Origin of the sequence: Hydrogenophaga intermedia (assembly GCF_000723405.1) — a bacterium.
GTDB classification, from domain to species: domain Bacteria; phylum Pseudomonadota; class Gammaproteobacteria; order Burkholderiales; family Burkholderiaceae_C; genus Hydrogenophaga; species Hydrogenophaga intermedia.
Genome location: NZ_CCAE010000001.1, coordinates 58887 through 80201 on the forward strand (window position 1 = coordinate 58887; position 21315 = coordinate 80201).

General features: G+C 67.6%; 18 protein-coding genes. 4 read left to right on the forward strand and 14 right to left on the reverse strand.

Features of this window, described 5'->3' with window-relative positions:
* Window positions 1-2: 2 nt before the first annotated feature.
* From BN948_RS00285 to BN948_RS00345, 13 genes are all read right to left on the reverse strand, one after another.
* Complete coding sequence (locus BN948_RS00285) at window positions 3-2621, reverse strand: FimV/HubP family polar landmark protein (protein ID WP_009518819.1); 2619 nt, start codon at window positions 2619-2621, stop codon at window positions 3-5.
* Between the two features lie 246 nt (window positions 2622-2867).
* Window positions 2868-3998 (reverse strand): aspartate-semialdehyde dehydrogenase, encoded by a 1131-nt coding sequence (gene asd / locus BN948_RS00290; protein ID WP_009518818.1) that lies wholly within the window; start codon window positions 3996-3998, stop codon window positions 2868-2870.
* A 246-nt stretch (window positions 3999-4244) separates the two neighbouring features.
* Window positions 4245-5315: a 3-isopropylmalate dehydrogenase gene (gene leuB, locus BN948_RS00295; RefSeq protein ID WP_009518816.1), complete on the reverse strand. Its 1071-nt coding sequence runs from the start codon at window positions 5313-5315 to the stop codon at window positions 4245-4247.
* A 14-nt stretch (window positions 5316-5329) separates the two neighbouring features.
* Entirely contained in the window at window positions 5330-5980 is a 651-nt protein-coding gene (leuD, locus tag BN948_RS00300) for a 3-isopropylmalate dehydratase small subunit (protein ID WP_009518815.1), read from the reverse strand.
* Window positions 5981-5992: 12 nt separating this feature from the next.
* Window positions 5993-6187, reverse strand: coding sequence for a hypothetical protein (locus BN948_RS00305; protein WP_009518814.1), 195 nt, complete (start codon window positions 6185-6187; stop codon window positions 5993-5995).
* Window positions 6188-6210: 23 nt separating this feature from the next.
* The gene (gene leuC / locus BN948_RS00310; protein ID WP_009518813.1) at window positions 6211-7632 is read right to left on the reverse strand and encodes a 3-isopropylmalate dehydratase large subunit; all 1422 of its coding nucleotides are present in this window, start codon (window positions 7630-7632) and stop codon (window positions 6211-6213) included.
* A 124-nt stretch (window positions 7633-7756) separates the two neighbouring features.
* Window positions 7757-9064, reverse strand: coding sequence for a citrate synthase (locus BN948_RS00315; RefSeq protein ID WP_009518812.1), 1308 nt, complete (start codon window positions 9062-9064; stop codon window positions 7757-7759).
* Window positions 9061-9372: an FAD assembly factor SdhE gene (locus BN948_RS00320; RefSeq protein WP_009518811.1), complete on the reverse strand. Its 312-nt coding sequence runs from the start codon at window positions 9370-9372 to the stop codon at window positions 9061-9063. Before BN948_RS00320 ends, BN948_RS00315 begins: the two co-directional genes overlap by 4 nt.
* Before the next feature lie 23 nt (window positions 9373-9395).
* Window positions 9396-10097, reverse strand: coding sequence for a succinate dehydrogenase iron-sulfur subunit (locus BN948_RS00325; protein ID WP_009518810.1), 702 nt, complete (start codon window positions 10095-10097; stop codon window positions 9396-9398).
* 23 nt (window positions 10098-10120) lie between these two features.
* Window positions 10121-11926 carry a succinate dehydrogenase flavoprotein subunit gene (sdhA, locus tag BN948_RS00330; protein ID WP_009518809.1) on the reverse strand — a complete coding sequence of 602 codons (1806 nt, stop codon included), beginning with the start codon at window positions 11924-11926 and terminating at the stop codon, window positions 10121-10123.
* Window positions 11927-11930: 4 nt separating this feature from the next.
* Window positions 11931-12296 (reverse strand): succinate dehydrogenase, hydrophobic membrane anchor protein, encoded by a 366-nt coding sequence (sdhD, locus tag BN948_RS00335; protein ID WP_009518807.1) that lies wholly within the window; start codon window positions 12294-12296, stop codon window positions 11931-11933.
* A gap of 19 nt (window positions 12297-12315) precedes the next feature.
* Window positions 12316-12750 (reverse strand): succinate dehydrogenase, cytochrome b556 subunit, encoded by a 435-nt coding sequence (gene sdhC, locus BN948_RS00340; RefSeq protein WP_009518806.1) that lies wholly within the window; start codon window positions 12748-12750, stop codon window positions 12316-12318.
* Between the two features lie 158 nt (window positions 12751-12908).
* Window positions 12909-13691, reverse strand: coding sequence for a GntR family transcriptional regulator (locus BN948_RS00345; RefSeq protein WP_035619955.1), 783 nt, complete (start codon window positions 13689-13691; stop codon window positions 12909-12911).
* A 200-nt stretch (window positions 13692-13891) separates the two neighbouring features.
* On the opposite strand from BN948_RS00345, the gene BN948_RS00350 reads away from it, so the two are divergent.
* The 4 genes from BN948_RS00350 to acnB are packed head-to-tail and all read left to right on the forward strand — an operon-like array spanning window position 13892 to window position 19311.
* A complete protein-coding gene (locus BN948_RS00350) occupies window positions 13892-14878 on the forward strand; it encodes a malate dehydrogenase (protein WP_009518804.1) in 987 nt (328 codons plus the stop codon).
* Between the two features lie 17 nt (window positions 14879-14895).
* Window positions 14896-15672, forward strand: coding sequence for a trans-aconitate 2-methyltransferase (gene tam, locus BN948_RS00355; protein WP_009518803.1), 777 nt, complete (start codon window positions 14896-14898; stop codon window positions 15670-15672).
* The gene (locus BN948_RS00360; RefSeq protein WP_009518802.1) at window positions 15669-16655 is read left to right on the forward strand and encodes an HpcH/HpaI aldolase/citrate lyase family protein; all 987 of its coding nucleotides are present in this window, start codon (window positions 15669-15671) and stop codon (window positions 16653-16655) included. The genes tam and BN948_RS00360 overlap by 4 nt, the downstream gene beginning before the upstream one ends.
* Before the next feature lie 37 nt (window positions 16656-16692).
* Window positions 16693-19311: a bifunctional aconitate hydratase 2/2-methylisocitrate dehydratase gene (gene acnB / locus BN948_RS00365; protein ID WP_009518801.1), complete on the forward strand. Its 2619-nt coding sequence runs from the start codon at window positions 16693-16695 to the stop codon at window positions 19309-19311.
* 501 nt (window positions 19312-19812) lie between these two features.
* Here acnB and BN948_RS00370 read toward each other — a convergent pair.
* Window positions 19813-21300, reverse strand: a complete 1488-nt coding sequence (locus BN948_RS00370; RefSeq protein ID WP_009518800.1) for a Do family serine endopeptidase — start codon at window positions 21298-21300, stop codon at window positions 19813-19815.
* Window positions 21301-21315 lie beyond the last annotated feature (15 nt).

Consider the following 21315-nt stretch of genomic DNA (forward strand, 5'->3'; position numbering starts at 1 on the left):
GGTCAGGTGGTCAGGTCGGCCAGGAAGGTGCTGGCTTTGGCCTTGAGCGGACCGGACGCCTCGGCGAGCACTTCTTCGGCCAGCGAGCGCGCGCCTTCGAAGTCGCCGATGGCGCGGAATTCCTCGGCCAGCGAAAGCTTGGTTTCCAGCGGGTTCTCTTCGGTGAGATCGCCTGCGGGAGCCATGGTCACAGGCTCCTTGTGGCCGCTGTCGAGGTCCAGGTTGAGGCCGTCGAGGTTGAAGTCCATCAGGCTGCCGGCGGGCTCGGGGGCCAGGCCGGCCTTGGTGGAGGTCGTCTTCAGGTCCAGGTCGAAATTGGGCGCGCTGATGCTGTCGGGTGCGCCTTGGCCCAGGCTGGGCACTTCGATGTCGGCCGGCGTGGTGGCCGAGCGCTCGGCCTCGTTGGCGGGCGACGGCAGGTCGAGGTCGAAGTCCATCGACATCGAAGCTGGGGCACTGGTCGGCGACGCTGAGGGCGCGGTCAGGGCTTCGGTGGCGTCGAGGTCGTCCAGGTCCGACATGGCGGCCATGTCGGGACGTTCGGCCGGTACGGGGCGCGAGGCCGGCGCGTCGTCCATCGGGATGTCGAGGTCGAGGTCCAGCGGGCCGGCGCCCGTGGAGGCTTGCGAATCGAGGTTGACGGTGCTGGGGCCAAAGGCGTGCAGGCCGCCTGCCGCGGTGGCGGCCGCCAGACCGGCTTTGGGCACGGGTTTGCCGCCGGGGTGGTACAGCGGGTTGGTGGGGTCGAGCTCTCGGCCGAGTTCGCAGGCGCGCTCCCACTCGGGGCCTTCGCCCTGCGTAAGGCCGAAGGCTTCGCTGGCGACCACCTCGAAGGCGCGCGCGTCGCGGCGCTTGGCATAGATCTCGAGCAGCTTGGTGTGGATGGCCACGCGCGTGGGCGTGCTGCGCATGGCCTCTTTGAGGATTTCCTCGGCCTGCAGGTCGCGGCCATAGGCGAGGTACACGTCGGCTTCGGCCACCGGGTCCACGTCGCCTGCGGCGTCGAGTTGGCTTGGCGAATAGACCATCGAAGAACCCGAAGCCATGGCCTCGGCGGTGTCGATGCGTTGGCCGCCGCTGGAGCCAAAGAACGAATCGGGCTGCAGGCGGCTTTCGAGGAAGGAGCTGTCGACGTTGGCGTTGGCCTTGCGTTGGCGCACGCGCCACAGGCCCAGGCCGGCAAGCAGGGCCAGCAGGCCGCCGGCCAGTGGCAGCAGCAGGGGGTTGTCGGTGAGGCTGCTGAGGAAGCCGGGCTCGTCCGCCGCGGGGGCGGGCATGGCGGGCGGGCGCGGGGCGGCCACTGCAGGCGCCGGTGCGGGCGTGGGCGCAGGAGCGGCAGCCTCGGCAGGCGCAGGTGCCGGGGGAGCGGCAGCCGGCGCCGGGGTGGGCGATGCCGCAGGGGCCTCGGCGGCGGGAGCCGGAGCGGGAGTGGTCGGAGTTGCAGGGGCCGGCGCGGCTGCGGCGGGCGCGGGGGCCGGCGCGGCAGGCGCCTTGGCCTGGCTGTCCAGCTTGGCCAGTTCGTCGATGTTGCGCTGCAGTTCGGCGCTGCGCTGCGCGGCGTCGGAAGACTGACGCTGTTGCGCGATCTGGGCTTCGCTGCCAGTGCCAGCCGCACCGCCTTGCGGGCGGCTCAGCGTGAGGCGGTCGCTGGACGGGGCAGGCGCGCCGCGGTCCTGCACCTCGGTCTGCACGCGGCCGGCGGCTTCACGCTGGGCGGTGTCGACCTGGGCGGCGGGCACTGCGCCGGCCAGGCGGCGGCGGTACTCGTCGAAGTCGCGGCTCTGCGCGGCGATGGTCTGGCGGGCTTCGCTCGCATCGATGGCGGATGCCTCGGTGCGGGACGGCAGATCGACGACCGCGCCGGCGCGGATGCGGTTGACGTTGCCGTCGATGAAGGCGTTGGGGTTGGCCTGCAGCATGGCCACCAGCATCTGGTCGAGCGACACGTTCGCCGGGCGGTTCGCCATGGCGATGCCGCCGGCCGTGTCGCCGCGTTGCACCGTGACTTGGCGTTGTGCCTCGCTGGCGGGCGCAGGCGCAGGCGCGGGGGTCGGCGTGGCGGCGGGCGCGGGCGCCGGGCGCGGAGAGGCGGTGACCGGTGCGGCGGGCGCGGGTGCAGGCGCAGCGGCTGCGGGGGGCGGTGCTGGTGCTGGTGTGGGTGTGGGTGCTGGCGCGGTGGCGCGCGGCGCGATGGGTGCCGGCTGCGGCGTGGACGCCCGCAGGTTGGGCGGATCGAACAGCAAGGTGTAGTCGCGCACCAGGCGGCCAGTGGCCCAGTTGGCTTCGACGATCAGGTCAACGAAAGGCTCGTTGACCACGTTCGGGCTGCGCAGGCGCAGATAGGAGCGGCCATCAGGGCGGCGCTGCAGCGTGATCTCGATGCCATTGAGGGCGGGGTTCACGTCAACGCCTGCGGCGCGGTAGGTGTCGCCGGGGGCGAGCGTCACGCGCAGGCTGGAGGCCTCGGCGGCGTTGATGTCGGGGACGTCGATTTCGGCCCGCAGCGGCTCACCCAGGGCCGACTGCACGGTGACCCGTCCGAGGGCCAGGGCCAGGGCGTCGTGCGGGCTGAGGACCAGCGTGGATACCAGGGCGGCGGCCGCGATGGCATGCAGGCCCATCAGCCCCCGCCGATTTGTGTGTTCCGACACGGACGAGGTCGACGGTGAAGGGGTGTGTCGGGTGTGGGATGGCACTGGAACCTCGATGGGAAAAACCGAGAAATGACCATAGCATCAACGGATTACGGTTACAAGCTGAGAATCCGCTTGAGTTTGAGAGGCTACCGTTCGTCCAGCAGAGACCACCCGGTCTCGTTGCACACCCGCAACGAGGCCAGACGGGCAGTGTCCGATCGGTGGCCTTGTTCAGGCCTGCAACAGAATCCGGAGCATGCGACGCAGTGGCTCCGCCGCGCCCCACAGCAACTGGTCGCCGATGGTGAAGGCGCCCAGGTATTCCGGTCCCATGGCCATCTTGCGCAGGCGGCCCACGGGTATGGTCATGGTGCCGGTCACCGACACGGGCGTGAGGTCGCGCAGGGTGTCTTCCTTGGTGTTGGGCACCACCTTCACCCACGCGTTGTCGGCGGCGATCATGGCCTCGATGTCGGCCAGCGGCACGTCCTTCTTCAGTTTGAAGGTGAGGGCCTGCGAGTGACAGCGCATGGCGCCCACGCGCACGCAAAAGCCGTCCACCGGCACGGCGGCATTGCCGAAGCCCTCGCCCTGGCCGAGGATCTTGTTGGTCTCGGCCATGCCCTTCCACTCTTCCTTGGACATGCCGTTGCCCAGGTCCTTGTCGATCCAGGGAATCAAGGAACCGCCCAGGGGCACGCCGAAATTGGCGACCTCGGCACCCGACAGCGCGCGCTGCTTGGCGATGACTTTACGGTCGATCTCGAGTATGGCGCTTTTCGGGTCGTCCAGCAGGGCCTTGACCTCGGCGTTGAGCGTGCCGTACTGCGTGAGCAGTTCGCGCATGTGCTGCGCGCCGCCGCCGCTGGCGGCCTGGTAGGTTTGGGTGCTCATCCACTCCACCAGGCCGGCCTTGTACAGCGCACCCACGCCCATGAGCATGCAGCTCACGGTGCAGTTGCCGCCGATCCAGTCGCGGCCGCCCTTGGCGAGTGCGTTCTGGATGACGGGCAGGTTCACGGGGTCCAGGATGATGACCGCGTCGTCCTTCATGCGCAGGCTGGAGGCGGCGTCGATCCAGTGACCTTTCCAGCCGGCGGCGCGCAGCTTGGGGTACACGTCGTTCGTGTAGTCGCCACCTTGGCAGGTGATGACGACGTCGCAGCGCTTGAGCGCCTCGATGTCGTTCGCGTCCTGCAGCTTCGTTTCGTTCTTCGCCATCGCGGGGGCCTGGCCGCCCGCGTTGGAGGTGGAGAAGAACAGCGGTTCGATGAGATCGAAGTCTTTCTCTTCGACCATGCGATCCATGAGGACCGACCCGACCATGCCGCGCCAGCCAACCAGTCCAACCAACTTGCTCATTGAGAAACGCCCTTTCGTTGAAGTCATCGGGTCCAGACCGGACCGACTTGCCCGGCTCGTCTGGCCGGGGAGGGCGCACGACGAACCAGGCTGAGTCAGCCCTTAATGGTCGTGGTTTTGGTGGAGATTGCGCGCACGGCCACACCCGCCGTGGCGGCGGATGCGATGTTCAAGGCGAACGGGCGGGCGGCAAACATGGAGCGGGATTGTAGTGGATCGCCGGGGCGCGCAAGGCCCCGGCGCGCCTCAGCGCAGCGCCTTCACCACAGCGGCACCCATGTCGGCGGTGCCGACTTTGGTGGTGCCGTCGCTGTGGATGTCGGGCGTGCGCAGGCCTTGGGCCAGCACCGCCTTCACGGCGGTTTCGATGCGCTCGGCGGCTTCGGGCTGGTTCAGGCTGAAGCGCAGCATCATGGCCGCGCTGAGGATGGTGGCCAGCGGGTTGGCCACGCCTTTGCCCGCGATGTCGGGGGCGCTGCCATGGCTGGGCTCGTACAGGCCCTGGTTCTTCGCGTTCAGGCTGGCCGAGGGCAGCATGCCGATGGAGCCGGTGAGCATGGAGGCCTCGTCGGACAGGATGTCGCCGAACATGTTGCCGGTGACGACCACGTCGAACTTCTTGGGCGCGCGCACCAACTGCATGGCGGCGTTGTCCACGTACATGTGCTCCAGCTCCACGTCGGGGTACTGCGCGTGCACCTCGGTGACCACGTCCTTCCAGAACTGGAAGGTCTCGAGCACGTTGGCCTTGTCCACGCTGGTGACCTTCTTGTTGCGCTTGCGCGCGGCCTGGAAGGCGACGTGGGCGATGCGCTCGACCTCGGGCTTGCTGTAACGCATGGTGTCGAAGGCTTCGTCGGCGCCAGGGAAGTGGCCATCGACGGCGGTGCGCCGGCCCCGGGGCTGGCCGAAGTAGATGTCGCCCGTGAGCTCCCGGATGATGAGGATGTCCAACCCGGAGATCACCTCGGGCTTGAGTGTGGAGGCGCCCACCAGTTCGGGGTAGCAGATGGCGGGGCGGAAATTGGCGAACAGGCCCAGGTGCTTGCGCAGGCCGAGGATGGCCTGCTCGGGCCGCAGCGGGCGGTCGAGCTTGTCGTACTTCCAGTCGCCCACAGCGCCGAACAACACGGCGTCCGCCTGCTGGGCTAGCTTGAGCGTGGAATCGGGCAGGGGGTGGCCATGCGCCTCGTAGGCCGCGCCGCCCACCAGGGCGGTTTCCAGCTCGAACTTGAGGTCGAGCGCCTGAAGAACTTTCACCGCCTCGGCGACGATTTCGGTGCCAATGCCGTCACCGGGGAGAACTGCGATTTTCATGAACAGGGGAGTGGTCAGCCGTTGAGGGTGTGGGCGAGCCAGGGCTTGGTGGCCAGGCGCTGCGCTTCGTACTGAGCGATCTTGTCCTTGTGGCGCAAGGTCAGGCCGATGTCGTCCAGGCCGTTGAGCAGGCAGTACTTGCGAAAGGGCTGCACGTCGAACGGGATCTCCTGGCCGTTCGGTTCCACGATCACCTGGCGCTCCAGGTCGATGGTGAGTTCGTAGCCAGGGAAGGCGGCGACTTCATCGAACAGGCGCCCGACGGTGGCCTCGGGCAACACGATGGGCAGCAGGCCGTTCTTGAAGCAGTTGTTGAAGAAGATGTCGGCGAAGCTCGGTGCGATCACCGAGCGAAAGCCGTACTGGTCGATGGCCCAGGGCGCGTGCTCGCGGCTGGAGCCGCAGCCGAAGTTCTTGCGCGCCAGCAGCACCGAGGCGCCCTCGTAGCGCGGCTGGTTCAGCACGAAGTCGGGGTTGGGCTTGCGCGAGGCCGGGTCCTGGCCGGGTTCGCCCTTGTCGAGGTAGCGCCACTCATCGAACAGGTTCGGGCCGAAGCCCGTCTTGCGGATCGACTTGAGGAACTGCTTGGGGATGATCGCGTCGGTGTCGACGTTCTCGCGGTCCATCGGGGCGACCAGCCCCTTGTGAAGGGTGAACTTCTGCATGTCGATGAGCGCCTATTTGGAGATGTCCTGGATCTTCTCGCCGGCTTTTTCGATGCCACGGCCCGTGGCCTGGCCCGCCTTCTCGATGCCGCGGCCGGCGGCATGGCCAGCATCCTTGGCGTCTTCCTTGACGCCCTGCCAGGTGTTGCACGCCGCCAGCGAGAGCGACAGTGTCAGCGCCGTGATCGTCCAGAGGGAGGTTTTCATGCGGATCTCCTTGGGTTGAAGGGTCAGGCCAGGGTGCGCACGTCCACGAAGTGGCCATGCACCGCGGCGGCCGCCGCCATGGCGGGCGACACCAGGTGCGTACGACCGCCTGCGCCTTGGCGGCCTTCGAAGTTGCGGTTGCTGGTCGAGGCGCAGCGCTCGCCAGGCTCCAGGCGGTCGGCGTTCATGGCCAGGCACATGCTGCAGCCGGGCTCGCGCCACTCGAAGCCGGCAGCCATGAAGATCTCGTGCAGGCCTTCGCGTTCGGCCTGGGCCTTCACCAGGCCCGAGCCCGGCACCACCATGGCCAGCCGCACGTTCTTGGCAACCTTCTGGCCCAGCTTCTTCACCATGGCCGCGGCCTCGCGCATGTCTTCGATGCGGCTGTTGGTGCAGGAACCGATGAAGACCTTGTCGACGAAGATGTCGTCCAGCGGCTTGCCAGGTTCCAGGCCCATGTACTGCAGCGCGCGCTCGATGGCGCCGCGCTTGCTGGCGTCCTTCTCCTTGTCGGGATCGGGCACGCGGGCGTCGATGCCCAGCACCATCTCGGGCGAGGTGCCCCAGGTGACCTGCGGCACGATCTTCGTGGCGTCGAGTTCGACCACGGTGTCGAACTTCGCATCTCCGTCGGAGTGCAGGGTGCGCCAGTAGGCGACAGCCTGGTCCCATTCCACGCCATTGGGCGAGAGCGGGCGGCCCTTCACGTATTCGATGGTCTTGTCGTCCACGGCGACCAGGCCGGCGCGCGCGCCGGCCTCGATGGCCATGTTGCACACCGTCATGCGGCCTTCCATGGACAGCGCGCGAACGGCGCTGCCCGCGAACTCGATGGTGTAGCCCGTGCCGCCGGCGGTGCCGATGCGGCCGATGATGGCCAGCACGATGTCCTTGGCGGTGACGCCCTTGGCCAGCGTGCCCTCCACCTTGATGAGCATGTTCTTCGCCTTCTTCGCCAGCAGCGTCTGCGTGGCCAGCACGTGCTCGACTTCGCTGGTGCCGATGCCGTGCGCGAGTGCACCGAAGGCACCGTGCGTGCTGGTGTGCGAGTCACCGCAGACCACCGTCATGCCCGGCAGTGTGGCGCCGCTCTCGGGGCCGATGACGTGCACGATGCCCTGGCGTTGCGACAGGAAGGGGAAGAACGCCGCTGCACCGAACTCGGCGATGTTCGAGTCCAGCGTGGTGATCTGTTCCTTGCTGATCGGGTCGGCGATGCCGGCGTAGCCGCGCTCCCAGCCGGTGGTGGGCGTGTTGTGGTCGGCCGTGGCCACCACCGAGCTCACGCGCCAGACCTTGCGGCCGGCCTGGCGCAGGCCTTCGTAGGCCTGTGGGCTCGTCACCTCGTGCACGAGATGACGGTCGATGTAGAGGACGGTGGTGCCGTCTTCCTCGGTGTGGACGACGTGTTCGTCCCAGATCTTGTCGTAGAGCGTGCGTCCCATGGCTTGTCTCACAGGGCCTCTGTGGGCCGGGCAGGCATTTTAGGCGTCAGTGCCAAAAAAGACGCCCGCCGCGGCAGGTGGCCGCGGCGGGCGCAGGGTCAGATGAGTGTGCTGGCAGGCCGCTTCACTTCTTGGCGCCGGGCACGTCGCGGCGCGGCGAGCCGGTGAAGAGCTGGCGCGGACGGCCGATCTTGTATTCGGGGTCGCTGATCATCTCGTTGAGCTGGGCGATCCAGCCCACGGTGCGGGCCAGCGCGAAGATGCCGGTGAACAGGTTGACCGGGATGCCGATGGCGCGCTGCACGATGCCGGAGTAGAAGTCGACGTTCGGGTAGAGCTTGCGCTGCACGAAGTAGTCGTCTTCCAGGGCAATCTTCTCGAGCTCCTTGGCCAGCTTGAACAGCGGGTCGTTGCCCAGGCCCAGTTCTTCCAGAACCTCGTTGCAGGTTTCCTGCATGAGCTTGGCGCGCGGGTCGTAGTTCTTGTACACGCGGTGGCCGAAGCCCATGAGCTTGACGCCGGAGTTCTTGTCCTTGACCTTCTCCATGAACTCGCCGACCTTGGCCACGCCGCCGTTGCGCTGGATGTCTTCCAGCATGTTCAGGCAGGCCTCGTTGGCGCCGCCGTGCGCGGGGCCCCACAGGCAGGCCACGCCGGCCGCGATGGCGGCGAACGGGTTGGTGCCGGAGGATCCGCACAGGCGCACGGTGGAGGTGGAGGCGTTCTGCTCGTGGTCAGCGTGCAGGATGAAGATGCGGTCAAGGGCGCGCTCGAGCACCGGGTTGACTTTGTAGTCCTCACAGGGCACGCCGAACATCATGCGCAGGAAGTTGCCCGCGTAGGACAGCTCGTTGCGCGGGTACATGTAGGGCTGACCGATGCCGTACTTGTAGGCCATGGACACCAGCGTGGGCATCTTGGCGATCAGGCGGATGGCGGCGATCTCGCGGTGCTGCGGGTTGTTGATGTCGGTGCTGTCGTGATAGAAGGCCGACAGGCCGCCCACCAGGCCCGTGAGCACGGCCATGGGGTGCGCGTCGCGGCGGAAGCCACGCAGGAAGAACTGCATCTGCTCGTTGACCATGGTGTGGTTGGTCACGAGCTTGTGGAAGTCGCCGCGCTGCTTGTCGTCGGGCAGCTCGCCGTTGAGCAGCAGGTAGCACACGTCGAGGTAGTCGCAGTGCGTGGCGAGTTGCTCGATGGGGTAGCCGCGGTACAGCAGTTCGCCCTTGTCGCCGTCGATGTAGGTGATGGCCGACTGACACGAGGCGGTGGACAGGAAACCCGGGTCATACGTGAACATGCCCGTCTGCGCGTACAGCTTGCGGATGTCGATGACATCCGGGCCGATGCTGCCGCCATAGACGGGCAGATCGACGCTGGGGCTGCCGTTGGAGAACGTCAGGGTGGCTTTGTTGTCGACGAGTTTCATGCGGGTTCCTCGGGTGATGGGGTGAAGCGGTCGGCGCGCAGCAAGGCAAGCACTTGCGTCACGTCGTCGCGGTCGAGAGCGCCCTCGGGGGGCTTGCGGCCGAGCAGCAGATCGAGCAGGTCGTTGTCCGACAGCTCCATCAACTGGCCCAAGGCATCGGCCTGCCGCACCGTCAGCCGGGTGGCGTGACGGGCGAAGAAACGCTCGATGAACAGATCGTTCTCGAGCAGTCCACGGCGGCACCGCCAGCGCAGCTTGCTCAGGCTGCGCTCGTCGAGCAGATCGTCAACGGAGGCGGTGGCGTGCATGGCGGGTGGGACGGTGGGTGCGCTCAGACGGCGCGCAACACCATCATTTCCTTGATCTTGCCGATGGCTTTGGTGGGGTTGAGGCCCTTGGGGCAGACATCGACGCAGTTCATGATCGTGTGGCAGCGGAACAGGCGGTACGGGTCCTCGAGGTTGTCGAGGCGCTCGCTGGTGGCCTGGTCGCGGCTGTCGGCGATGAAGCGGTAAGCCTGCAGCAGGCCGGCGGGGCCGACGAACTTGTCCGGGTTCCACCAGAAGCTCGGGCAGCTCGTGGAGCAGCTCGCGCACAGGATGCACTCGTACAGGCCGTTGAGTTCTTCGCGCTCCTCGGGCGACTGCAGGCGCTCTTTCTCGGGCGGAATGCTGTCGTTGACGAGGTAGGGCTTGATGCTGTGGTACTGCTTGAAGAACAGCGTCATGTCGACGATGAGGTCGCGCACCACCGGCAGGCCGGGCAGGGGCTTCAACACGATGTCGCCTTTGAGCGTGTTCATGTTGGTGAGGCAGGCCAGACCGTTCTTGCCGTTGATGTTCATCGCGTCCGAACCGCAGACGCCTTCGCGGCAGGAGCGCCGGAACGAGATGGACGGATCCACGGCCTTGAGCTTCATCAGCGCGTCGAGCAGCATGCGCTCGTGCCCGTCCAGCTCGACCTGGATGGTCTGCATGTAGGGCTTGGCGTCCTTCTCGGGGTCGTAGCGGTAGATCTTGAATGTGCGAAGCATGTGGGGCTCTCCGGGGGGCGTGCTCAGAACGTGCGGACTTTGGGCGGCACGGATTCGACGGTCAGCGGCTTGAGGTTCACCGGCTTGTAGCTCAGCGAGTTGTCGGCGCTGTGCCACAGGGTGTGTTTCATCCACTCGGCATCGTTGCGGCCCAGCGGGAACTGCGCGTCGTCGGCGGGGCGTTCGTAGTCGTACACGGTGTGCGCACCGCGGCACTCGCGGCGGGCGGCGGCCGAGGTCATGGTGGCCTGGGCGCACTCGATCAGGTTCTCGACCTCCAGCGCCTCGACGCGGGCGGTGTTGAAGACCTTGGACTTGTCCTTCAACTCGATCTTGCCCACGCGCTCGCGCATGGCGTTGATCTTCTGCACGCCTTCGTCCATGCCGGCCTGGGTGCGGAACACGCCCGCGTGCTGCTGCATGGCGGCGCGCATGTCGTTGGCCACGTCCTGCGCGTACTCACCGCTGGATGTGGCGTCCAGGCGGGCCAGGCGCGACAGGGTGAGGTCGGCGCCGTCCTTGGGCACGGGCTTGAAGTTTTTGTTCTTGTCGTTGTACTGGACGATGTGGTTGCCGGCCGCGCGGCCGAAGACCAGCAGGTCGAGCAGCGAGTTGGTGCCCAGCCGGTTGGCGCCGTGCACGCTCACGCATGAGCATTCGCCCACCGCGTACAGGCCGTTGACCACCTTCTGGCCGCCGCTGCCGTCGGGCGTGACGACCTGGCCATTGACGTTGGTCGGGATCCCGCCCATCTGGTAGTGGATGGTGGGCACCACGGGGATCGGCTCGCGCGTGATGTCGACGTTGGCGAAGTTCACGCCGATCTCGTACACCGAGGGCAGGCGTTTGTGGATGGTGTCGGCGCTGAGGTAGCTGAAGTTCAGCATGACGTAGTCCTTGTTGGGACCACAGCCACGGCCTTCCTTGATTTCCTGGTCCATGCAGCGCGAGACGAAGTCGCGCGGTGCAAGGTCCTTCAGCGTGGGCGCGTAGCGCTCCATGAAGCGCTCGCCTTCGGAGTTGACGAGGAAGGCGCCTTCACCGCGGCAGCCTTCGGTGAGCAGCACGCCCGCGCCGGCCACGCCGGTGGGGTGGAACTGCCAGAACTCCATGTCCTGCAGCGGGATGCCAGCGCGCGCGGCCATGCCCAGGCCGTCGCCGGTGTTGATGAAGGCGTTGGTGGAGGCCGCGAAGATGCGGCCCGCGCCGCCGGTGGCCAGCATGGTGGTTTTGGCTTCGAGCAGGTAGACGTCGCCCGTTTCCATTTCGAGCGCGGTCACGCCGACCACATCACCTTCGGCATCGCGCACCAGATCGAGTGCCATCCATTCCACGAAGAAGGTGGTGCGCGCAGCAACGTTCTGCTGGTACAGGGTGTGCAGCATGGCGTGGCCGGTGCGGTCGGCCGCGGCGCAGGCGCGCGGCACGGCCTTCTCGCCGTAGTTGGCGGTGTGGCCGCCGAAGGGGCGCTGGTAGATGGTGCCGTCGGGGTTGCGGTCGAACGGCATGCCCATGTGCTCGAGCTCGTACACCACCTTGGGCGCTTCGCGGCACATGAACTCGATCGCGTCCTGGTCACCGAGCCAGTCGGAGCCCTTGATGGTGTCGTAGAAGTGGTAGTGCCAGTTGTCTTCGCTCATGTTGCCCAGCGAGGCGCCGATGCCGCCTTGCGCGGCCACGGTGTGCGAGCGGGTGGGGAAGACTTTGGACAGCACGGCGACCTTGAGGCCGGCGCGCGCCAGTTGCAGCGAGGCGCGCATGCCGGAGCCGCCGGCGCCGACGATGACGACGTCAAACTGACGCTTGAGAAGGGAAGCGGTGGCGGTCATGGCCTCAGAGTCTCCAGAGAACTTGAACGGCCCAGCCCAGGCATGCCAGGAGCCAGACCAGGGTGAACACGTGCAGCACGAGGCGCAGGCCGGCGGGCTTGACGTAGTCCATCCAGATGTCGCGCACGCCGACCCACACGTGGTAGGCCAGGGCAATGAAGACGGCGAAGGTCAGGGCCTTCATCCATTGGGCAGCAAAAATGCCGGCCCAGCCTTCGTAGCCGAGCGGGCCGCTGACGAGCAGCACCTTGGCCAGCAGCACCAGGGTGAAGAGCGCCATGAGGGCGGCGGTGATGCGCTGCGCGAGCCAGTCGCGAGCGCCGTAGTGGGCGCCGGTGACGACGCGCTTGGAACCGTAGTTGACGGACATGTGGTGAACCTCGCAGCGATCAGTACAGGCCGAACAGCTTGGCGCCCAGCACCAGGGTCAGGCCGATGCTGAGCACCAGCGTGACCACGGCGGAGGTCTTGCCGAACTGCTTGGTCACGGCGTCGTGGCTCACGTCCATCCAGAGGTGGCGCACGCCGGCGATGAGGTGGTGCAGGTAGGCCCAGATGAGGGCGAGCACGACGAGCTTGAGGAACCAGGCCGGCACGAAGCCGATGCCACCGGCGAAGGCGCTCACGAAGCGCTCGTAGGAGATTTCGGACGACACGGAGGTGTCGAACAGCCAGACGATCAGGGGCAGGAGCAGGAACATCAGCAGGCCGCTGACGCGGTGCAGGATCGACACCCAGCCGGCTGCGGGCAGTCGGTAGGTGGTCAGGTCCTTGAACGCGTTGATGTTGCGGAACTCGGGCCGCTTGCGGGTCAACTCGGGCATGGGAAGGGCTTTCGTGGGGAAGGCACTCGGGCGGGGAGAGGGGTGTAACCCGTTGGTAACTGTGGTCACCGGGGCGGGCAAATTCTATTGCAATGCACCAAGCGATGGACTATGCCGGGCCCGGTATGCCCGACTGCGCCACGCTGGTGCACGCCGGATCAGCTCAATTCATTGCGGTAGTGCCGGGTGTCGGTGCGGTAGAGGCCGCGCCGCAGTTCCATGGGCGTGTCGTTGTAGGTGTAGGAAAGGCGTTCCACGCTGAGCAGCGGGTGGCCTTCGGCGATGTTCAGGCGTTCGGCGGTGTCGGCGTCGGCCGCCACCGCCTTGAGTTTCTCGACCGCGCGCACCATGCGAACGCCGAACTGCGATTCGAACAACGCGTACATGGGGCCGGTGTCGCTGGCCAGCGCGTCGACGGTGAGGCCTTTGAACGGGCCGCCGGGCAGCCAGATCTCTTCGAGGATGGCAGGCGTGCCGCCAAAGGCCAGCACGCGGCGCACCAGCAGCACCGGGTCGCCACTGCGCAGGCCCAGCGGGCGCGCCACCTCGGCGGGGGCGCGCAGGCGGCGGCAGTCGATGATGCGGCGCTCGGCCGGGCCCTGGTCGTCCAGCGTGCCCTGGTCGGGCAATAGCCGCAGGAAGCGGAACTGGATGTGCTGTTCGGCGTGCGTTGCCACGAACGTCCCCTTGCCCTGGCGGCGCACCAGCAGGTTGTCGGTGGCGAGTTCGTCGATGGCCTTGCGCACGGTGCCCTGGCTCACCTTGAAGCGCGCCGCGAGTTCGAACTCGCTCGGGATCAGGTCGCCGGGCTTCCATTCGCCGGCCTGCAGGCTGCGCAGGATCAGCCCCTTGATCTGCTGGTACAGCGGGCTGAACGCGGGCGCGACCGAGTCGGCGCTGGCGTCGGGGCTGGGGTCTTGGGGTGGAGGCGTGGTGGCCATGGGAGGGCGTTGCGGCGCCAACATGGGGCGTTGAATCATATCTTATATAAGACATAAGACAAATTGACTGCCTAGGGTTCACCCGGGTAAACTCGCCGTCCGTCACCCGACCCGCCCAGCCCGCTCGCCAAGCGCTTTCTGGCGCAGCGCCGGTGCCCGCGGTTGCCACGCTTTCCAACCCCATCCCTGGAGTCCTCCCCATGACCAAGAAGCCCGTTCGCGTCGCCGTCACCGGCGCCGCCGGCCAGATCGGCTACGCCCTGCTGTTCCGCATCGCCTCCGGCGAGATGCTCGGCAAGGACCAGCCCGTGATCCTGCAACTGCTGGAGATCCCGGACGAGAAGGCCCAGAAGGCGCTCAAGGGCGTGATCATGGAACTGGAAGACTGCGCCTTCCCGCTGCTGGCCGGCGTGATCCCCACCGGCGACCCGATGCTCGCCTTCAAGGACGCCGACTACGCCCTGCTCGTGGGCGCCCGCCCGCGCGGCCCCGGCATGGAGCGCGCCGACCTGCTGGCCGCCAACGCGCAGATCTTCACTGCCCAGGGCAAGGCCCTGAACGCCGTGGCCAGCCGCGACGTGAAGGTGCTGGTCGTCGGCAACCCCGCCAACACCAACGCCTACATCGCCATGAAGAGCGCGCCCGACCTGCCGCGCGAGAACTTCACCGCCATGCTGCGCCTGGACCACAACCGCGCGGCCAGCCAGATCGCTGCCAAGACCGGTGGCAAGGTCGGCGAGATCGAGAAACTCACCGTCTGGGGCAACCACTCGCCCACCATGTACGCCGACTACCGCTTCGCCACCATCGGTGGCAAGAGCGTCAAGGACGCCATCAACGACCAGGTCTGGAACGAGACCGTGTTCCTGCCCACCGTGGGCAAGCGCGGCGCCGCCATCATCGAGGCGCGCGGCCTGTCCTCGGCCGCCTCGGCCGCCAACGCCGCCATTGACCACATGCGCGACTGGGCCCTGGGCTCCAACGGCAAGTGGGTCACCATGGGCGTGCCCTCCAACGGCGAGTACGGCATCCCCAAGGACGTGATGTTCGGCTTCCCGGTCACCACCGAGAACGGCAAGTACAAGATCGTCGAAGGCTTGGCCATCGACGAGTTCAGCCAGAAGTGCATCGACAAGACCCTCGCCGAGCTGCAAGGCGAGCAGGACGGCGTCAAGCACCTCCTGTAATTCCCACACCGCCCGCGATGGCCGACTGGAACCCCGCGCTCTACAGCCGCTACGAGGACGAACGCACCCGTCCCGCGCAGGAGCTGTTGGCGCGCGTTCCACTGGCCTCGCCGCGGCGGGTGGTGGACCTGGGCTGCGGACCCGGCAATTCCACCGAGCTGCTGGTGCAGCGCTACCCCGATGCCCAGGTGCCGGGCATCGACACTTCCCAGGCCATGCTCGAGAGCGCGCGCCAGCGCCTGCCAGGCGTGGCCTTTGCGCTGGGCGACATCGCCAACTGGCAACCCGAAGGCGCGCCCGACCTCATCTACGCCAACGCCGCCCTGCAGTGGGTGCCAGGGCACGAGGTGCTCTTTCCCCGGCTGTTCGGCCTGCTGGCCCCGGGCGGTGTGCTCGCGGTGCAGATGCCGGACAACCTCGACGAACCCAGCCACCGCCTGATGCGCGAAGTGGCGGCTGAGCCGGCCTACGCCGGATGCATCGGCGATGCGAGCCGCCTGCGCGAGCCGCGCCGGCCCATCGCCGACTACTACGACCTGCTGGCGAAGGACGCCGTGCAGGTCGATGCCTGGCACACCGTCTACCAGCACCGCATGGAGTCTGCCGGCGCGATCGTCGAATGGGTGAGCGCGACCGGCCTGCGCCCGTTCGTCGATCCCCTGAACGCCGAGCTGCGCACGCGCTTCCTGGCCGACTACGAACGCCGCATCGACGCCGCGTATCCGCCTCGCGCCGATGGCCGCCGCCTGCTGGCCTTTCCGCGCCTTTTCATCGTGGCGCGCCGCCCGTCATGACCGCCGCCGCTCACCCCCGTGACGTGCTGCTGGGCGCCCAGGCCGGCGCCGTGGTGCTGCCCGTGTGCGACCACTACAGCGGCGTCGAGGCGCGCATGCGCAAGAGCCTGGCGCTGCAGACCGAGCTTGCCGCCGAATTCGGCGCCTGTGTGTTCGACGTCACCCTCGATTGCGAGGATGGCGCCCCCGTGGGCGGCGAGGCTGAGCACGCCGCGCTGGTGACCGAGCTCGCGCTGTCCGCGCCCGCCGGCGCGCGTGTCGCGGTGCGCGTGCACGCGGTCGACCACCCGGCCTTTGAGGCCGACATCGCGCACATCGTGGGCCGCGCTGGCGCGCGGCTGTGCCACGTGATGCTGCCCAAGGTCGAGACCGTGTCCGACCTCGATCGCGCCGCCGCCTTGCTCGACGCCGCCGGTGCACACGACCTGCCGCTGCACGCGCTGATCGAATCGCCCGCTGCCGTGCACCGCGCCTTCGACATCGCCGCGCACCCGCGTCTGCAAAGCCTGAGCTTCGGCCTGATGGACTTCGTCTCCGCCCACGGCGGCGCCATTCCTTCGGCTGGCATGAGCTCGCAAGGCCAGTTCACGCACCCCTTGGTGCTGCGCGCGAAGATCGAAATCGCCAGTGCCTGCCACGCGCACGGCAAGGTGCCCGCGCACGGCGTGGTCACCGAGTTCAAGGACGTGGCCGCGCTGCAGGACAGCGCCCGCCGCGCCGCACACGAACTCGGCTTCACCCGCATGTGGAGCATCCACCCCGACCAGATCCGCCCCATCGTCGCGGCCTTCGCGCCAGCGGCTGATGAGGTGGACGAAGCCGCCACCGTCATCGAGCGCGCCGCCGCCGCGGCCTGGGCCCCCGTGCAGGTGGCCGGCCGCCTGCACGACCGCGCGAGCTACCGCTACTACTGGCAAGTGCTGGAGCGCGCGCAGCGCACCGGCCGCCGCCTGCCCGAGCCCGTGCACGCCCTGTTCACCTGACCCCCTTTTTTGCCAGTCCCCCACGGAGAACCCCCCCATGTCCAACTTCCTCGCCGACTACCGCGCCCACGCCGCCGAACGCGCCGCGCTGGGCATCCCGCCGCTGCCGCTGTCCGCGCAGCAGGTGGCCGAGCTGATCGAGCTGATCAAGGCCCCGCCGGCCGGCGAAGACGCCTTCCTGCTGGACCTGCTCACCCACCGCGTGCCGCCCGGCGTGGACGACGCCGCCAAGGTCAAGGCCAGCTTCCTGGCCGCCGTCGCGCACGGGGACCTGAAGGTGGGCCTGGTGAGCAAGGCCAAGGCCACCGAGCTGCTGGGCACCATGGTGGGTGGCTACAACGTGCACCCGCTGATCGAGCTGCTCGACGACGCCGACGTGGCGGCCGTGGCCGCCGATGCGCTGAAGAAGACGCTGCTGATGTTCGACTTCTTCAACGACGTGGCCGCCAAGGCCAAGGCCGGCAACACCCACGCGCAGGGCGTGATGAAGAGCTGGGCCGAGGCCGAGTGGTTCACCTCCCGCCCCGAAGTGCCCAAGTCCATCACCGTCACCGTCTTCAAGGTGCCCGGCGAAACCAACACCGACGACCTCTCGCCCGCGCCCGACGCCTGGAGCCGCCCCGACATCCCGCTGCACTACCTGGCGATGCTGAAGAACACGCGCGGGGACTTCGGCGCGCCAGGCGGTGCGGTCTTCAAGCCCGAGGAAGACGGCAAGCGCGGCCCGATGCAATTCATCGACGACCTGAAGAAGAAGGGCCACGTCGTGGCGTACGTGGGCGACGTCGTGGGCACCGGTTCAAGCCGCAAGTCGGCCACCAACAGCGTGATCTGGGCCACCGGCCAGGACATCCCCTTCGTGCCCAACAAGCGCTTCGGCGGTGTCACCCTTGGCGGCAAGATCGCCCCCATCTTCTTCAACACGCAGGAAGACTCGGGCTCGCTGCCGATCGAGGTGGACGTGTCCAAGCTCGAGATGGGCGACGTGATCGAGGTGCTGCCCTACGACGGCAAGCTGACCAAGAACGGCGCCACCGTGGCCGAGTTCAAGCTCAAGAGCGATGTGCTGTTCGACGAGGTGCGCGCTGGCGGCCGCATCAACCTCATCATCGGCCGCAGCCTCACCGCCAAGGCCCGTGAATTCCTGGGCCTGCCGGCCTCCACCGTGTTCCGCCTGCCGCAGGCGCCCGTGGCCACCAAGGCTGGCTTCACCTTGGCGCAGAAGATGGTGGGCCGCGCCGTCGGCCTGCCCGAAGGCCAGGGCGTGCGCCCGGGCACCTACTGCGAGCCGCGCATGACCACCGTGGGCAGCCAGGACACCACCGGCCCCATGACGCGCGACGAACTGAAAGACCTGGCCTGCCTGGGCTTCAGCGCCGACATGGTGATGCAGTCGTTCTGCCACACCGCCGCCTACCCCAAGCCGGTGGACGTTAAGACCCACCGCGAGCTGCCCGCGTTCATCAGCAACCGCGGCGGCGTGGCCCTGCGCCCGGGCGACGGCGTGATCCACAGCTGGCTCAACCGCCTGCTGCTGCCCGACACCGTGGGCACCGGCGGCGACTCGCACACCCGCTTCCCCATCGGCATCAGCTTCCCCGCCGGCTCTGGCCTGGTGGCCTTCGGCGCCGCCACCGGCGTGATGCCGCTGGACATGCCCGAGAGCGTGCTGGTGCGCTTCAAGGGCCAGATGCAGCCCGGTGTGACCCTGCGTGACCTGGTGCACGCCATTCCCTACGCCGCCATCAAGGCCGGCCTGCTCACCGTGGCCAAGGCCGGCAAGAAGAACATCTTCTCCGGCCGCATCCTCGAAATCGAAGGCCTGCCCGACCTGAAGGTGGAACAGGCCTTCGAACTGTCTGACGCCAGTGCCGAGCGCTCCGCCGCCGGCTGCACGATCAAGCTCAACAAGGAGCCCGTGATCGAGTACCTGAACTCGAACGTCGTGCTCATGAAGAACATGATCGCCGAGGGCTACCAGGACAAGCGCACGCTGGAGCGCCGCATCCAGAAGGTGCAGGAATGGCTGGCCAACCCGCAGCTGCTGGAGGCCGACAAGGACGCCGAGTACGCCGCCGTCATCGAGATCGACCTGAATGAGCTGAAGGAGCCCGTGCTCTGCTGCCCCAACGACCCGGACGACGCCAAGCTGCTGTCCGACGTGGCCGGCACCAAGATCGACGAGGCCTTCATCGGCTCGTGCATGACCAACATCGGCCACTTCCGCGCCGCGGCCAAGCTGCTGGGCGGCCAGCGCGACATCCCGGTGAAGCTCTGGGTGGCCCCGCCCACCAAGATGGACCAGAACGAGCTCATCAAGGAAGGCCACTACGCCGCCTTCGGCACCGCCGGTGCGCGCACCGAAATGCCGGGCTGCAGCCTGTGCATGGGCAACCAGGCGCAGGTGCGTGAGGGGGCGACCGTGGTGTCCACCAGCACCCGCAACTTCCCCAACCGCCTGGGCAAGAACACCAACGTGTTCCTGGCCTCGGCCGAACTGGCGGCCATCGCGTCCAAGCTGGGCCACCTCCCGACCGTGGCCGAGTACCACGCCGAGATGGGGATCATCAACAAGGACGCCGCCAGCGTGTACCGCTACATGAACTTCGACCAGATCGAGGAGTACGCGGAGACGGCGAAGGGTGTGACGGTTTGAGGTTTGGCGGCTGAAGGGCCGCGCGGGAAATAAAAAAGGGCGCGTCAGCTGCTGACGCGCCCGTAACCAACAATCAATGGCAACTGCGATAGTTGGGGTTTCATTATAGGCAAAAAGCCCCCCGCAGACAGCCGCCACCGAGCTTCCAAGCCCTGTCGCCGGGCCGCAACAGGGCAGTTGTTTACAGCTTATTCACAGGCTCTGGGTACGAGCTGTGCAGCGGCTGTGGATCAGACTGGGACAAGGCGGCAAGGGCTCCCGCATCGTGAATTCGGGGCCCATGAAGCCGCTCCAATCTGTGGACAACGTGTGTGATTTTATCGAATCCGGTCATCAGTGACTGAATTCGCGTTAGTGCTGACTAACCTTCGTGCTGACCGACCGGTCGATCGGTCTCGGCGACCCGTGGCGCCCCCGAAACACTTGGCGACAGACGGCGCAGATGCCCAGTGAGGGCCGGGGTTATTGGCCCAAGTTCCCCAAAAGCCGCTCCACGACCATTCACCGGGCCTGCGGGCGCACGACCGCGTACTGCGCCCACTCGCCCCTGCGCAGCAGCAGATTCACGGGCTTGTTCTTCTCCAGTCGCGCGAGCGCCGCTTCCACATCTTTCACCGACGACACCTCGGTATTGGCCACGGCCACGATGACGTCGCCTTCGCGCAGGCCGGCGCGCGTGGCAGGTCCGGTGACGCCCATGACGCGCACACCGCCACGAACCTTGAGGGCCTTGGCCTCGTCGGCACTGAGTTCCGCCAGCGTCAAGCCCAGCGACTGCACCGCGTTGCTGCTGGGCACGGGGGTGGGCTCGGGTGCCGCTGCGCGGGCCTCGGGACGCTCGGGCTCGAGTTCGGCGACCACGATGTTGAGGTCCCGCTGGCTCCCCCGGCGCAACACCGTCATGGCGCTGCGCGTGCCCGGCTTGGTGTTGCCCACCAGGCGCGGCAGATCGACCGACTTGTCGATCTCCTTGCCGTCGAATTTGAGAATGATGTCGCCCGGCTCCACACCCGCCTTGGCGGCCGGCGAATCGGGTTCCACGCCACGCACCAGCGCCCCCTTGGGTTGCGCCATTCCCAGCGACTCGGCCACCTCTTTGCTGACCTGGTCGATGCGCACGCCGATGCGACCACGCGTGACGCGGCCGCTGGTGCGCAACTCGTTGGACACGCGCACGGCCTCGTCGATGGGGATCGCGAAGGAGATGCCCTGGAAGCCCCCCGATCGCGAGTAGATCTGGCTGTTGATGCCCACCACCTCGCCGCGCATGTTGATCAGCGGCCCGCCCGAATTGCCCGGGTTGATGGCCACGTCGGTCTGGATGAAGGGCAGGTAGTCGCCCGTGTCGCGCTGCTTGGCGCTTACGATGCCGGCCGTGACGGTGTTCTCCAGGCCGAAGGGCGAGCCGATGGCCATCACCCATTCGCCCACGCGCAGACGGTTGATGTCACCCACCTTCACGGGCACGAGGCCAGTGGCTTCAATCTTGACCACCGCCACGTCGGTTCGCGTGTCCGCGCCCACGATACGGGCCTTGAACTCGCGCTTGTCCGTGAGCGTCACGATCACCTCGTCGGCGCCATCCACCACATGGGCGTTGGTCATGACGAAGCCGTCCGCGCTCAGCACGAAGCCCGAGCCCACGCCGCGGGGACGCGCTTCGTCGGACGGTGGGCCCTGGCGCGGGCCGCGCGGCACCACGCCCGGCGGGATGGGAATGCCGAAGCGGCGGAAGAACTCGAGCATCTCTTCGTCCGGGCCCCCCTCGGCGCCGCCACGCGCCGAGGCCCGCTCGAGCGTGCGGATGTTGACCACCGAAGGGCCGACAAGGTCGACCAGATCGGTGAAGTCAGGCAGGCCGCGCGCATTGGTCGTAGGCGCCTGCGCCAAGGCGGGCGCGGGCGTCAGCACGGCGGCCGATCCGGCGACACCGAACGCAGTGGCCAGGGCCAGGGCTTGCAAGGAAAGGCGGAATCGGACGGCGGACATCGGCAACTTCCTTTT